Raw genomic sequence first — 14,224 nt, forward strand, 5'->3', positions numbered from 1 at the left:
CACGCATAGGACGGATAAAGTCTTTATAGAGTGGGTTATTTTTAACAAGTTGTTTTAATGTGGATTTTAGTTGCATAAAAGCTCCTTTGGGGAAATGAAATGGTGGAATACTATAAGAACCTTGCTTTTATTTGCCTTATTCCTTTGATTTATTCCCTTGCGCTATTTCACGCGTTTGGCAAATATATGTAAATCTAAATCACCAAGCTCAAATACTTCATCTACAGCAATGTCTTGCAATGTGCAAACCTTTTGCCCTTTACTTATTTGTGCGTAACCATTTTTACACAAAGAATGTGGATTATTCGCACTCAAAGATTCAAAAATACGCTCACTCTCCATTTGGGCTTGAGTAAGCTTTTTTTCACACGCCATATCTATAAGTGTTTTAAGCTTTTCAATCTCTCCTTGCTTTTTTTCCAAAGTAGCCTTAAGACTTTCAGTAAATCTTTGTCCTAGAACCTCAATCTGCTCGGTTTTATTTGCGTATTGTGAATGAAAATTATACAGCCCAAAATACTCTTTTAGCTGCACGATAAGATTCTGCTTTTGTGTTATATATCTTTGAAAAACGCTAGAATATGCACTCATCATCTCATCAATAATCCGCAAAAACTCAAACTTATCAGGTAAAAGCATTTCCATTGCTGCTGAGGGCGTAGGTGCTCGTAAATCCGCTACAAAATCGCTAATAAACACATCTACTTCGTGTCCCACTGCTGATACAATAGGCGTTTTAGCTCTATATATCGCCTCAGCCACACACTCTTCATTGAAAGCCCACATATCCTCCATACTTCCCCCGCCCCGCCCCAATACAATCACATCAAAACCATCTTTTGTGCCAAAAAAGCTATCTGCTAAAGCTAAATTTGCCACGATACATTCCTTGGCATTCTCCCCTTGCACGAGCGTGTCAAAAAGCGTGATATGCACATTTTCCCAACGCTTTTGTGCTATTTTTAACATATCTTCTTTTGCCGCTCCTGTGGCTGAAGTGAGCAAGGCAATGCGTTTTGGAAATTTTGGCATAGGCTTTTTATGAAAAGATTCAAAATAGCCCTTAGCTTGAAGCTTATTTTTAAGATTTTCAAACGCTAAGGCAAGTTCGCCAACCCCCGCAAGAGTAATACTTTTACATAGAATCTGATATTCTCCCTTTTGTGTATAAACGCTCACGCTCCCAAAAATTACGACATTCTGCCCCACTTCAAGCGTAATCTTTAGCCCCCTAGCATTCCCCTTAAACATCACACATTTAATGCTTGAATGCTCATCTTTAATACTCAAATAAATATGTCCGCTCGTATGCACCTTGACGCTGCTAATCTCGCCTTGCACGCACACATCTAAAAAAGTTTGCTCTAAAATGGCTTTAATCTGTGTATTAAGCTCACTTACTTTCAAAGCTTCCATCGTTAAACTTCCTTGATTCATAATTATTGTTTAGCTTTATAAAGCTGATTCTACCACAGGCTAACTTTCAAAGACTTTTGCCGTATTTTTATGGTATTTTTGCTACAATGGCACTTCATTTTTTAAAATCATCTTAAAATCAAGGGTTTATTATGGCGGATAATGAGATTTTTCTTTGCTCTATTTGCAATGTCGCTTCCGGAGACTGCCCAGAAGACTGCAAATACTGCACTCAAAGTGTGCATTATGGCACACAGATTCAGCGTTATAAAAACAAAAGTATTGATAAAATTTTACAAGAGGCAAGAGCGTTGCGTGAGTTTGGGGCTTTAGGCTTTTGTCTAGTTACCGCTGGTCGCAGTCTAGATTCTCAAAAATGTGAATACATCGCTAAAGTCGCACACGCCATTAAAGAGGCTGATTTGGGACTACATATTATCGCGTGTTGTGGCAGTGCCGATACACAATCACTCAAATATCTTAAATCGCAAGGTGTGGATAGCTATAATCACAACCTTGAAACTTCTAAAGATTTTTTTTCACATATCTGCACCACACACACTTGGCAGGAGCGATTTGAAACTTGTGAAAACACACTCAAAGCCGAGCTAGGCTTATGTTCTGGTGGAATCTTTGGCTTAGGGGAGAGCTGGAGTGATAGGATTGAGCTTTTAAAATCTTTACAGATTCTATCTCCTCACAGCTCCCCTATTAATTTTTATATCCCAAATGATGCTTTGCCTCTACCCTCACAAACACTTAGCCAAGAAGAAGCACTAGAATGTGTTACCCTTGCTAGAGAATATCTCCCAAATACGCACCTTATGATAGCTGGGGGGCGTGAAGTTATTTTTGGTGATAATCAAAAGCCCCTTTATGAAGCTGGGATTAATGCCATTGTGCTAGGGGATTATCTCACCACAGATGGCAAAGCCCCACAAGAAGACATTGCCCTTTTAGAATCCTATGGCTATATTCCAGCCACAAACTGCCACTAAAGGAGAGATGAATGGATATGCAAAAAGAAAAAATTATCCGCGCATTACTTAGTAAAGCACAGGGGATTTTTACACTACTTTGGGATAAAATCAAAACGATTTGGAACTTCGTAGCTGATAATGAGCTAAGCTTTTATGCAGCATCTTTAAGTTTTTATACGATTTTTGCCATTATCCCATTATTAATGATTTTCTTTTCCATCCTTGTCAATCTCCCAAATTTTCAATCCCAAATAGAGCAAATCCGCACTCTTATTCTCTCAAATATTCTACCAACGCACACTGAAGTCATTTCAAGCTATCTTGATACCTTTATGCAAAATAGCTCTGCATTAGGTATGATGGGGCTTGGCTATACGCTTGTTGCATCAATTATGTTTTTTCGCAACTATGAATACATCGCAGCAAAAATGTTTAACTCCACGCCACGCAAATTTTTTGATTCTCTTATTATGTATTGGACAATGATTACACTTTTTCCTGTTGTTCTGGCTTTTTCAATCTATTTTAGTGGCGAGGTGCAAAAGACACTCAAAGGCACTGCGGATTTAAGTGTGCTTTTTGATTTAATCCCTTATTTGCTTACTTGGATTATGTTTTTTTTGCTATTCAAGCTTTCAGCCAACAAACCTTTGAAGATTCTAGCACTTCTTGCATCTAGTGTGCTTACCACAGCAGTATGGCTTATCACAAAATGGGGTTTTGTGTATTATGTCTTTTATAACGAAACTTATAAAAGCGTGTATGGACCTATTTCAATTTTTCTTTTTATGATGTTATGGATTTATATCTCGTGGTTTGTTTTGCTGTATGGAATGCGATTTTGCGAGGGCTTTGGAACAAACTTTGGCAAAACACTTGAAGAAAAATACGGCTTTACATCAACAGAAGTCTAAAGCAAAACTCCTAAAAAGCCTACTAGATTCTACATTATCATAGAATCTAGCGTGTTTAAAACCTACAAAATCTTTGAAGCTCCAAAACCTTAAGCCTAAAGATTCTAGAGCGTTTGAAAAAATCGTGCTTACATCTTGCTTTTAATGAATGCTTCCATCTCACTCACAATCGCTTCAATGCTACGCTCACCATTAATCCTATGTAGCACATTGCTTTGTGTGTAAAACGCTTCAATCTCTTTAAGCGGAGAGAGATATACCTGCATACGATTATTAAAGACTTCAGCATTATCATCAGCTCCTCTTGCGCGTCCTAAAACTCTATCTCGTGCAACCGCCTCGCTCACTTCCACTTCTATTACACTTACAAGCTGCACTTCATTTTGCGTTTTCAACTTCTCATCAAGTGCTTCCATTTGCTCCACACTTCGTGGATACCCATCAATGATAATCACATCTTTTGGAGCATTTGCCATAGCTTTGACAATCGTGCTTACCACAATATCAAGTGGCACAAGATTCCCTTTGCTGATAAAGCCATCTATGATTTTCCCTTGCTCACTGCCACTTGCGACTTCCTCTCGTAGTAAATCACCCGTAGAATAATGCACAATAGAATCCGCACTATTCTTTGCGATAAGCTGTGCGTCTGTGGTTTTCCCACTGCCCGGTGCTCCAATGATTAAAAACAACTTTTTCATAAACTCTCCTTTACATTGTTTTATGTCTTCAACAAAGCCAAAATTATAACTTGTGAAATCTTAAGAGTATATATTTTTAGCCCAAGCTTTTACTAGAGATAAGACACAAAATAACATAAAAAAAGTTGGTAATATTTGTAACATTCAGTGTAATTTTTACTTTTTATTAACTTTCTCTTTAACTTTTTAGCAATTTTTCAGCAAAAAAATAAGAGAATCCCGTCTTTAATTTTAACAAAATAAGGAGTTTTTATGCTACGACATAAACTTATGGCTACACTGGGGGGGGCTACTTCTGCTATCTTCTTCTACTTTAGCTGCAACCCTAGATTCTCTTCAAAAAGACATTGATGAGCTTAATGACCGCGTTGATGCAAATGAGCTTGCCGCTACGCTTAATAAAGTGAAGTTTGGGCTTGAATTTACCACAGCGTTAAACAACATTCAATCAAAAAACCACACGACAGGCACAACGGAAAATTACAAAAACCGCTGGGCTATGGGACTTTACCTTAATATGAATGCTGATGTGAATAAATATACAAAATTCACAGGGCGTCTTTCTATGACAAAAGCATTTGGTGATATTGATTTAGGCTATCCCGCAGCTGGGACGATCGGTTCGCTAGATGCAGGACGCGGTGTTGCTGGGGGAAGTGCTATCTATGTGGAAAGAGCCTATGTAGATATTTATATGGGAAAATATGCTGCCCTTACTATCGGTCGTTTGCCCGGCACTGATGGTCCCGGATCAAATCTCCGTAATGGCTCGGCTCGTATGAGCACATATCCTGCTCTTGCGGTAAATGCCCTTGGCGATGGTGCTGTGCTGACATTAAAGCCTTATACCGATGCAGCCCTAAGAGCTGGATATTCTAAAATCTATCAACCCTTGAATCCAAATAGTTCTTCTGCTGGTGGAAATATTTGGGGTAATAAAGGTGCAAGTGATGCAAATCTTTTCTTTGGTGCGTTTGAAACACCTTTTGCACCAAAAAGCTTTGGGCAAAATCTCTTAATGCTGACTTATATCAATCTCCAAAACTATGCTACACCTTATATAAATACAGGTGCAAGCACAGGACAAACAGGAGATGCAACAAATGCAGCAACGGGGACTCCTGCTCAAAATATTGGTGATATGCAATATGTGAATCTCCATATTGAAAATGACAAAATGCTCGGCACTGGGCTCAATTGGTTTGTATCAGCAAGTTATTATAAAGGTAGTAATGGTAAGTCAAGCAAGCTGGCAGAAACACAAGCAAAAGCACAAAAAGCACAAAATACACAAAATGCGGATACTCCTTATGTTAAATTTGCTAACGAAAATGCGTGGGCGGTTCACGCAGGGCTTCGCTACGATATAGGCTCGGCTTTCAAACTCGGCTATGAATACTTCAAAGGCAGTGAATATTGGTATGCCTTCTCTCGTGTAAGTATTAATGACCCTTTCAACTTCCGCAATACACGCGGTGATGTGCATGATGTCTATGCGATTTGGCAACTTGACTTGTATCAATTCTTCCGCTTAAGCTACACAAGACAACATCTTGATTATGCTACAGCTGCTATGCCTTTAGCTACGCCAAAAGTGGATATTACAAATCAAAACATCGCTCTTGCATATCTTTTGAGATTCTAAGAAAGGGATTGATAAATGAAAAAATACATTGCACTTACTCTTCTTATCGGGCTTCCTAGCTTTATGTTAGCAGATTGTGCTTCACTTATGAAGCAATACAACGCTCCTGATCCGTCATCTAAGACAATGGCTCAAATCAATCGTTGGCTAAAAAAAGTGGATAATGCCGCTGATGCCAAAACGCTTGAAAGCTGTATGATAGCTCAAGCTGCTGATAATCCAAACAAAGCACAAGTTGCTGGTAAATAACACTTCTATTTGCCCCTGTATGCTATCATATCGGGGCAGTTTCTCTTTTTTCCGCTTATTTATAAATACTAGAAATTGTGAATCTAAAACCTATGGTGCAACAATGTTAAGACAATTTATAATGCGATTTTGTTTTTTCTTTGCCTATCCTGTGTTGCTTTGTGCGGAGCAGTTTGATTATGGCTCATTGCAACCCTTAGAGCAAGATTCTAAAAATTCTACACAATATGAAAATCCCTACATCTATGAGCCTACAAGCAGACTAGGCTACCTTAGCGTTGGCTCTGGGCTTGTGCTAGGTGGGACACTTGTGGGAGCTGGTGTGCTGTATCTTATGCCAGAGAGCGTAACAAACTGGAATAAAAAGGAAATTTATAATCTTGGCGATAATTGGGCTAGGAAAACTGCGCGTGGTCCTGTCGTAGATGGCGATGATTGGTTTTTAAACTGGATTACTCATCCATATTGGGGTGCGGTGTATTATATGCAACCTCGCGTGGCAGGATATAGCTGGGCTGAATCTGCTCTGTATAGCACTCTTGCTTCTGCACTCTTTTGGGAATATGGTGTGGAAGCCTTTGCTGAAACACCATCTTGGCAAGACCTAGTTATCACCCCTGCGGTTGGTTCAATTTTAGGAGGGCTATTCTATCAAGCGAGTATAAAGATTCACAAAAATCAAAATACTTTGCTTGGCTCAAGATTCCTTGGTAAAAGTGCTTTGCTCCTTATGGACCCTGTTGGGTTTATTTTGCAGGATTTGAGCCTTGCAAATGCCTTTGGCGTGAAAAATAAAAATGATATGCAAAGCTTCATCACACCCACAAGCGGTAAAAGTGGCTCTGGAGCTAGGCTTGTTTTGGTGAAGTATTTTTAATGCAGAATCTCTATGGCGGCATTTACACTTTAAAGTGGGATAATACGCTTATTTCTTTAGGCATTTATGCAAATGCGACACATATCACACGCATTGCTTGGGATACAATGCCCTTGGTAGAATCTAAAACATCTCTAAGTGATGAATGTGCTTTGCAGATTCAAGCCTATTTTGATAAAAAACTTCTCTATTTTGATTTGCCCATTTTGCCACAGGGAAGTGCGTTTCAAATGCGTGTATGGGAAGCTTTAAGGCAGATTCCTTATGGGGAGAAACGAAGCTATAAAGACATTGCTAGAGCTATTCATAATCCTAATGCTTCACGGGCTGTTGGCAATGCAAATAATGCAAATCCGCTAATGATACTTATCCCTTGTCATCGTGTGGTGCGTGAGAATGGAGAACTTGGCGGATATGCGTTAGGAAAAAAGATAAAAATAAAACTCTTAGAGCTTGAATCGCTTTAAAGCATAGGCAACCCTAAGCCCTATAAATTTTGCAACGATACCCCGTAAAAGAAGCTCCGCAAAGCCTTAAATGCTAAAATCATAAAAACTTATAGTAAACATAATGCCTTGTGTGTCAAAAGATTCACCCTTAAGCTTTTTACTTTTTTCATTGAATCCCCGTGTATAGCCCACACTTAGCCCATAACCTTGTGCAATATCTATAAAAAGCTCCGCTCGTGCTAAACCGCCATAAATATTATACTGCTCCTTTGGGATATGGGGCATTGCAAGATTACTCATCTCAAAGCCACCACCGAGCAAAATAATTATCCGCCCATTAAACAAACGATAGCCAAGCTGTCCGCCCACGGAGCCACCATACAAGCCATTTTTATTTTCAGCCCCTGCACTCCCCTCAAGCCACGCATTTAAAAGCACCTTTTTAGAATCCCCAAGCAAGAATCCACGCTTTAGCCCAAAAAGCACAGCTCCGCGTGTATTATCATAATCTTGCTTATTTTTGACATTATAAGCCACACCACCTATACTTACACTGCCAAAAGTAGAGTTGTTCTCATAGACAGGAGCAGGAGAAAAATCTAAAGCCCCAAGATTCTCACTCGCACACAAAATACAGAATAAAAATAAAAACTTTTTTATATTATATTTTAAAATTTTCAAAGCCACTACCCCCAAATACTGCCTGTATATGGCTGACTTTTATCCACATCATCATAACGCCTTCTACCACCCCTTTTATTGCCACCTCTATCTCTGCTATTGCCTCTTTGAGATTGTGAGCTAGACTTTGCATTGCGTGAAAATCTGCCCGATTTTTTATTTGACTTTTGCTCTTTTTCTTCAGATTCAAGCTGTGCGATTTGCTCCTTGCTCAATCCAATCTTGCTTTGCTTACTTTTCTCTAAATGCAAAGCAATGAGTTTTAAGCAAAGCTGGGTTGTGTCTATCTTATCTTTAAGCTTTTCATAAATCGCCACGGACTTATCATTGACTTTTGCGTGAGAAATCTCTTGTGAAAACGCATCATCGCTGTATTCTTGCGTAATCTCACACAATGTAAGCTTTGCTTTTGTGATTTGTTTAATCTTACTTAAATCCTTGTATTCAAGCGGTGTAGCAAGGGTGATAGCCACACCCTTTTTTCCTGCCCTACCTGTGCGTCCTATACGATGCACATAGCTTTCTGGGTTTAGCGGTATATGGTAGTTAAGCACATGGCTTACATCGCTAATATCAAGCCCACGCGAAGCTACATCAGTAGCCACAAGCAGTTCAATCTCATTTTCCTTAAACGCCTTAATAGCCGTGCGTCTATCCCACTGCTCCATATCGCCGTGCAATGCCATAGCCTTGAATCCTCTAGCAACAAGCCTTGAAGCCAACGCATCAGCTTCCTTTTTTGTGCGTGTAAAAATAATGCTCTTTGTGGGGTTTTGCGTCTCAATCAAACGCACAATCGCTTCATCACGCTCCCCTTCATTGATGATATAGTATTGCTGTTCTATATCTTTGTTTGTAATGTCCGTGGGAGTGATTTTCACAAATTCAGGCTTTTGCAGAATCTTGAGTGCCAATTGTTTGATAGGCTCTGGCATTGTGGCAGAAAAGAGCAAAGTTTGGTGCGTATTTGGCAAAAATTTAAAAATCTCTTCAATATCGTCTAAAAAACCCATATCAAGTATTTCATCAGATTCATCAAGCACCACGACTTTTGGGGCAAAATTCTCTATCCTACCATTTTGCAAATGATCAAGCAACCTGCCCGGTGTGGCTATCATCACCTTTGGCTTTTTCTCTAGCAAATCACATTGTCGCTTGATGCTCTGCCCTCCATACATACAAATTGTCTTAATGCGTCCAAACCGCCCAAGCTTTAGCACTTCTTCGCTAATTTGCATAGCAAGCTCCCTTGTAGGCGTAATCACAAGTGCTTCAATCTCTTTATTGCGACTAAGAGAATTGAGAATGGGGATACTAAAAGCTGCAGTTTTGCCCGTGCCTGTTTGAGCTTGAGCTATCAAGTCTTTGCCTTGTAAAACAATAGGGATACTTTGGGCTTGAACAGGGCTAGGAGAGCTAAACCCCGCCTCTTTAATGCCTTTTAATACAAAATCTTTTAAACCAAATTTTTCAAAGCCCTGTTCATTTTGGGGCTGAACCTCTTGTGTATCCATTTGTGAATCTAAAGATATATCTGTGTGTGAATCCTGTGTCATTAGTTACCTTTATGAGTAAATTTTTGATGTTTTTTCATAAATTTGGAGCAATTGAAAAACGCGATTATAGCAAAAATTGTGCTTTTTGGAATAAATTTACAAAAATATTATAACGCTTAGTTATAATGCCAAAATTTTAAAAAACGCAAACAACTTTTTTGAATGCACTCAAATTTAAAGGATAAAAGTGAATCTAGAAAGCACCCTTATCACACTCTATGATTCTATGCCTTTTGGGGCAAGTTTTTTGGCTGGGATTCTCACTTTTTTAAGCCCTTGCCTTTTGCCACTTATTCCGCCTTACATCTCATATATTTCTGGTGTGAGTATTGAAGAGCTGCACCAAAAGACAACGCAAAAATCCCGCGTGATTCTTACTTCTATCTTGTTTATTTGTGGTTTTTCGCTCACTTTTATCACCCTTGCCCTTTTTGCTGAATCTGCCCTAAGCATAGTGCTTGGCTCATCTATTGTGCGTTATATTGCTGGAGGGGTGATTATCCTTTTTGGGATTCACTTTCTTTTTCCATTGAAGTTTGCTTTTTTGTATAAAAATCTCCATTTTCAGCCAAATCACTCCGCCTTTGGCTTTCTCTCACCTTTTGTGCTAGGTGTTGGCTTTAGCATTGGGTGGAGTCCGTGCGTTGGTCCTATTCTCGCTTCAATCCTTACTCTTGGGGTTTTTAATCAAAATAGTGCATTGTGGCTTATGCTTTGTTATTGCTTAGGGCTTGGCTTGGCATTTTTACTCGTGGCAGTTTTTATCCACACCGCACTTCATATACTTAAAAAACTCACTCCATTCCTTAAAGTCGTTGAAGTGGTTTCTGGGATTTTGCTTATCCTTATTGGTGTGCTAATTATGGCTCAAAAGAGCGATTTTTTACTTGTTTAAAAAGGAGTCTTATGCTATTTAAGAATGCAATACTTTGTGATTATCAAGGGACAAAAGAGGCGGATTTACGCACACAAAATGGGCTGATTTCACATATTGGCTCTTTAAACCCTATGGGGAATGAAAAGGTGCTTGATGTGCAGGGTAAGATTCTGCTTCCTGCGATGATTGATTTAAATATCGCTCCAAAAGCCTTATCACTCTCTAGCAAAACGCTCATCTCCCTTGCACAAAAAGCCTTAAAAGGTGGTGTAGGCACAATTTTGCTCAATCCTTACACAAATCCACCTTGCAGTGAAAATGGCTCTATTGAACTCATAAAAAGTCTTAATAGTAAATCCCCTATTCATATTCTCCCTGCGATTAATCCACTCACGCCTGGTGGCAAACTTAGCGACATAAGCTCACTTTGCCAAAGTGGAGGCAAAGCCATTTTTGCAAAGAGCGATTATAATGCACATACTTTTATGCGTATCGCACAATATGCTCAAATGCTGCAAATTCCGCTTATATGCTTCGCACAAGATTCTAGCTTGGCTGATGGAGTAATGAATGAAGGGCTTTTAAGTGCGGAGCTTGGGCTTCCCTCAATCCCCCCATATAGCCAAACTAAAGAAATTCCAAAAATTGCTGAAATACTCAAAGATATGCCTTTAAAACTTATTTTTGATTCCATTGTGTATCCGCGTAGTTTTGAGTTATTAGAATCTTATAAAAATAAAGGCTATGCCTGTGAGTTTTTCGCCCAAAGCTCAATCCATCATCTTATCCTTGATGAAAGCCTGTGTCAAAACTACAATACCGCTGCCAAGCTTAACCCTCCACTTGTAGATTCTGCCTCACAAAAAGAGCTAATAGCAAAGCTTAAAAATGGTGAGATTGACTTGCTTAGCTCTTTGCAGTCTGCGGATTACAACTCCAAAAAAGACCAAGTTTTTGAGCTTGCAAGTTTTGGTATAGATGCTCTTCAGTCCTATCTATCGCTTCTTTATACATTCTTACACAAACAACACAAAATTCCATTAGAGATGATTTCAAAACTCACAAGTTTTATGCCATCGCAGATTCTAGGACTGAATAAAGGTGCATTGCAAGAAGGCAGAATCGCCGAGCTTGTGCTATTTAATCAACATCAAACATATATTTGTAGCGATACATTTTCCCCCTACTATCAGCAGGAGCTTTGCGGCGTTGTAGAGGCGTTTTTAAGTAATGAGATTCTACACAATCCAAAAAATAAACTTTAAAGGATAACAATGCAGGATTTTAAAACCTTTCTCTCAACTTTCATTCCGCAATTAGAACATCTAGGTATGGCACTTTTCAAAGCCTGTATTATTTTGATTGTGGGCTATTATCTATCGCGTTTTCTTAGCTCTAAAATCCGCAAGGTCGTAGCCAAAAAAGATGAGATTCTCTCTCGCTTTATCTCTCAAGCTGTATTCATTCTCTGCCTTGTAGTGATGATTGTCGCTGCACTTGGCACGATTGGCGTTCAAACAAATTCCATTATTGCCGTGCTTGGGACTGCGGGTGTGGCTATTGCACTTGGGCTTAAAGATTCTCTCTCATCTGTGGCAAGTGGGATTGTGCTAATTATCCTGCGTCCATTTAAAAAGGGAGATTTGATTGAAGTTAGCGGTTTGGTTGGAAGTGTGGAGGCGATAAATCTTTTTACCACAAATCTCCGCTTAAATGATGGCAAGGTCGCTATTATCCCAAATAGCAATATGGCAACGGCAAATATCATAAACACAACTTTCAACGAGCAAAGACGCATTGAGCTTGTCATTGGTGTGGGATATGAAAGCGATATAGAATCTGTGAAAAATATCATTATTGAAGTATTACGCAACACACCTGAAGTTGATCCAAGCCAACAGCATTTTATAGGCTTAACAGAGTTAGGAGCAAGCTCACTAAATTTCACACTTCGTTTTTGGGTGAAGCTAGAATATGGCATTTTAAACACACAAAGCAAAGTGTTAGAATCTATAAAAATCGCCCTTGATAAAAATGGCATTGAGATTCCATACAACAAGCTTGATGTGAATATCACACAAAAGGCTTAAGACGCATAATAAGGTGGCATAATGATTGAGATTTTTGGTGCGGGGCTAGTATTTATATGTGATGAGGAGTTTCAGATTCTAAGTAATGGCGGCATTGCCTTTGAATCTAGCAAGGATAGCATTTTACGCGTTGGTGATTATAAAAGTCTATGTGCGGAGTTTAAAAATGCAAAAAAAACTTTTGTGCCTAATGGAATCTTGCTCCCTACCCTTATTAACGCACATATACATTTTGAGTTTGGTGGGCATTTAGCACAATTTTGCTATGGGGATTTTGGAGAATGGCTTGATAGCCTTATGGCAAATCGCGATAATGTGCTAAAAAATGATGATTTTGAATCTATCATTACACAAGGTATTGATGAGCAAATAAAGGCTGGTGTGGGCAGTGTGGGAGCAATCAGCAGCTATGGTGATGATATGGAGATTCTAGCGCATAGCCCTTTGCGTTGTGTGTATTTTAACGAAGCCATAGGGAGCAATCCTAGTGCAATAGATTTTTTATATGCTAATGTTTTAGAGCGATTAAAAAATGCTAAGAAGCTAAAGTCTCCTACTTTTACCCCAGCCCTTGCATTGCACTCACCCTACTCACTCCACCCCATTATGGCACAAAAGCTTGTAGAACTCTGCGTAAGTGAAAATCTCCCATTATCAGCCCATTTTTTAGAATCTCCACAAGAAAGGCAGTGGCTTGATGGGCAAGATGGCTATTTTCAAGGCTTTTTTAAACGCCTAGCTAACATTGATAATGCAAAGCCCTTTTATACATCACAAAGCTTTTTAGAAATGCTCTCGCCCTTAAGCAATGCTCTTTGTCTCACGCATTGTTTGCAAATCACACAAAAAGAGCTAGATTTATGCCAAAATGCTACGCTTATCACTTGTCCGCGGAGCAATCGGCTTTTAAACAACGCCTTTTTGCCTTTTGAGATTTTGCAAAATCACCCAACCGCCATTGGCACTGATGGTAAAAGCTCAAATAATAATGTCAATTTACTTGATGAGCTACGCACAGCGTTATATGCGTATCCACAAGCTGACATTTTAGAACTCTCTAAGATTTTATTGCTAAGTGCTACGCTCTATGGTGCAAAGGCTTTGGGACTAAATAATGGAATCTTAGCTCAAAACAAAAATGTGGATTTTGCCATTTTTGATTTTAAAGAACCGCTTTATCACACAAATCAAACTCATCAAAATCAAGCACCCTTGCATTTTATCCTTAATGCAAACTCACCCACTCATCTCTACATCAACGCAAAGGCGGTTATATGAAAGAAATTTCTAGTATTTTATTTGTATGCTTGGGTAATATCTGTCGCTCTCCACTTGCTGAAGGTGTAGCTTGGGAGTTTATAAAAAAATACAATCTCTCCTTAAAGGTAGATTCAGCAGGGACAAGCGGGTGGCATATAGATGAAGAGCCTTGTGCTGGGTCTAGGCAGGTAGCTAAAAGGCATAATTTTAGTATTGATGATTTGCGTGGAAGACGCGTAAGTGTATATGCTGATGAAGCATTTGATCTTATCATTGCTCTAGATTCAAGCAATTATAAAGACTTATTGCAGCTTGGATTTGAAAAAAGCAAGGTAAAAAAGCTAGGCGATTTTGGATTAAAAGGTGCAGATGTCCCTGATCCATATGCTTATAGAGATGCGGAGGGCTTTGAAAAAGTCTATCAAATGATTGCATTTTGTGTGAAAAATCTGCTCTGTATGCACTATCCTGTGGTAGAATCTCATTCAAATTTTTTAGATATTAAGCAACCAAACTCTTAAAGGTAGCA

15 protein-coding genes are annotated in these 14,224 nt (G+C 39.1%); 11 read left to right on the forward strand and 4 right to left on the reverse strand.

Features of this window, described 5'->3' with window-relative positions; genetic code table 11:
• Positions 1-162: 162 nt before the first annotated feature.
• Positions 163-1,416 (reverse strand): exodeoxyribonuclease VII large subunit, encoded by a 1,254-nt coding sequence (gene xseA, locus EBF12_RS09910; protein ID WP_121727503.1) that lies wholly within the window; start codon positions 1,414-1,416, stop codon positions 163-165.
• A gap of 152 nt (positions 1,417-1,568) precedes the next feature.
• Here xseA and EBF12_RS09915 point away from each other — a divergent pair, with 152 nt between their 5' ends.
• Both EBF12_RS09915 and EBF12_RS09920 read left to right on the forward strand, forming a co-directional pair.
• Positions 1,569-2,414: a biotin synthase gene (locus EBF12_RS09915; RefSeq protein ID WP_121727504.1), complete on the forward strand. Its 846-nt coding sequence runs from the start codon at positions 1,569-1,571 to the stop codon at positions 2,412-2,414.
• Between the two features lie 11 nt (positions 2,415-2,425).
• On the forward strand, positions 2,426-3,310 hold the full coding sequence (locus tag EBF12_RS09920; RefSeq protein ID WP_121727505.1) for a YihY family inner membrane protein: 885 nt from the start codon (positions 2,426-2,428) through the stop codon (positions 3,308-3,310).
• Between the two features lie 128 nt (positions 3,311-3,438).
• On the opposite strand, the gene EBF12_RS09925 is transcribed toward EBF12_RS09920, so the two are convergent.
• Positions 3,439-4,011, reverse strand: coding sequence for an adenylate kinase (locus EBF12_RS09925; protein ID WP_121727506.1), 573 nt, complete (start codon positions 4,009-4,011; stop codon positions 3,439-3,441).
• Between the two features lie 403 nt (positions 4,012-4,414).
• On the opposite strand from EBF12_RS09925, the gene EBF12_RS09930 reads away from it, so the two are divergent.
• From EBF12_RS09930 to EBF12_RS09945, 4 genes are all read left to right on the forward strand, one after another.
• Positions 4,415-5,656: a DUF3373 family protein gene (locus tag EBF12_RS09930; protein WP_244196509.1), complete on the forward strand. Its 1,242-nt coding sequence runs from the start codon at positions 4,415-4,417 to the stop codon at positions 5,654-5,656.
• A gap of 15 nt (positions 5,657-5,671) precedes the next feature.
• Entirely contained in the window at positions 5,672-5,905 is a 234-nt protein-coding gene (locus EBF12_RS09935; protein WP_121727507.1) for a hypothetical protein, read from the forward strand.
• Positions 5,906-6,008: 103 nt separating this feature from the next.
• The gene (locus EBF12_RS09940; protein ID WP_244196510.1) at positions 6,009-6,782 is read left to right on the forward strand and encodes a DUF3943 domain-containing protein; all 774 of its coding nucleotides are present in this window, start codon (positions 6,009-6,011) and stop codon (positions 6,780-6,782) included.
• Positions 6,782-7,249, forward strand: a complete 468-nt coding sequence (locus EBF12_RS09945; RefSeq protein ID WP_121727508.1) for a methylated-DNA--[protein]-cysteine S-methyltransferase — start codon at positions 6,782-6,784, stop codon at positions 7,247-7,249. The genes EBF12_RS09940 and EBF12_RS09945 overlap by 1 nt, the downstream gene beginning before the upstream one ends.
• Before the next feature lie 66 nt (positions 7,250-7,315).
• On the opposite strand, the gene EBF12_RS09950 is transcribed toward EBF12_RS09945, so the two are convergent.
• Both EBF12_RS09950 and EBF12_RS09955 read right to left on the reverse strand, forming a co-directional pair.
• Positions 7,316-7,918, reverse strand: coding sequence for a hypothetical protein (locus tag EBF12_RS09950; protein WP_244196511.1), 603 nt, complete (start codon positions 7,916-7,918; stop codon positions 7,316-7,318).
• Positions 7,918-9,426, reverse strand: a complete 1,509-nt coding sequence (locus tag EBF12_RS09955; protein ID WP_244196514.1) for a DEAD/DEAH box helicase — start codon at positions 9,424-9,426, stop codon at positions 7,918-7,920. Before EBF12_RS09955 ends, EBF12_RS09950 begins: the two co-directional genes overlap by 1 nt.
• 229 nt (positions 9,427-9,655) lie before the next feature.
• Here EBF12_RS09955 and EBF12_RS09960 point away from each other — a divergent pair, with 229 nt between their 5' ends.
• From EBF12_RS09960 to EBF12_RS09980, 5 genes are read left to right on the forward strand one after another with little or no spacing between them, the layout of a single operon-like run.
• Complete coding sequence (locus EBF12_RS09960; RefSeq protein WP_121727510.1) at positions 9,656-10,363, forward strand: cytochrome c biogenesis CcdA family protein; 708 nt, start codon at positions 9,656-9,658, stop codon at positions 10,361-10,363.
• A gap of 11 nt (positions 10,364-10,374) precedes the next feature.
• Positions 10,375-11,610 (forward strand): metal-dependent hydrolase, encoded by a 1,236-nt coding sequence (locus tag EBF12_RS09965; protein WP_121727511.1) that lies wholly within the window; start codon positions 10,375-10,377, stop codon positions 11,608-11,610.
• Between the two features lie 9 nt (positions 11,611-11,619).
• A complete protein-coding gene (gene mscS, locus EBF12_RS09970) occupies positions 11,620-12,435 on the forward strand; it encodes a small-conductance mechanosensitive channel MscS (RefSeq protein ID WP_121727512.1) in 816 nt (271 codons plus the stop codon).
• A gap of 21 nt (positions 12,436-12,456) precedes the next feature.
• Complete coding sequence (gene mqnF, locus EBF12_RS09975) at positions 12,457-13,713, forward strand: aminofutalosine deaminase family hydrolase (protein ID WP_121727513.1); 1,257 nt, start codon at positions 12,457-12,459, stop codon at positions 13,711-13,713.
• A complete protein-coding gene (locus tag EBF12_RS09980) occupies positions 13,710-14,216 on the forward strand; it encodes a low molecular weight protein-tyrosine-phosphatase (RefSeq protein WP_121727514.1) in 507 nt (168 codons plus the stop codon). The genes mqnF and EBF12_RS09980 overlap by 4 nt, the downstream gene beginning before the upstream one ends.
• The last annotated feature ends 8 nt before the right edge of the window (positions 14,217-14,224 follow it).

Source organism: Helicobacter labetoulli (assembly GCF_003670275.1).
In the GTDB taxonomy this organism is placed as follows: domain Bacteria; phylum Campylobacterota; class Campylobacteria; order Campylobacterales; family Helicobacteraceae; genus Helicobacter_C; species Helicobacter_C labetoulli.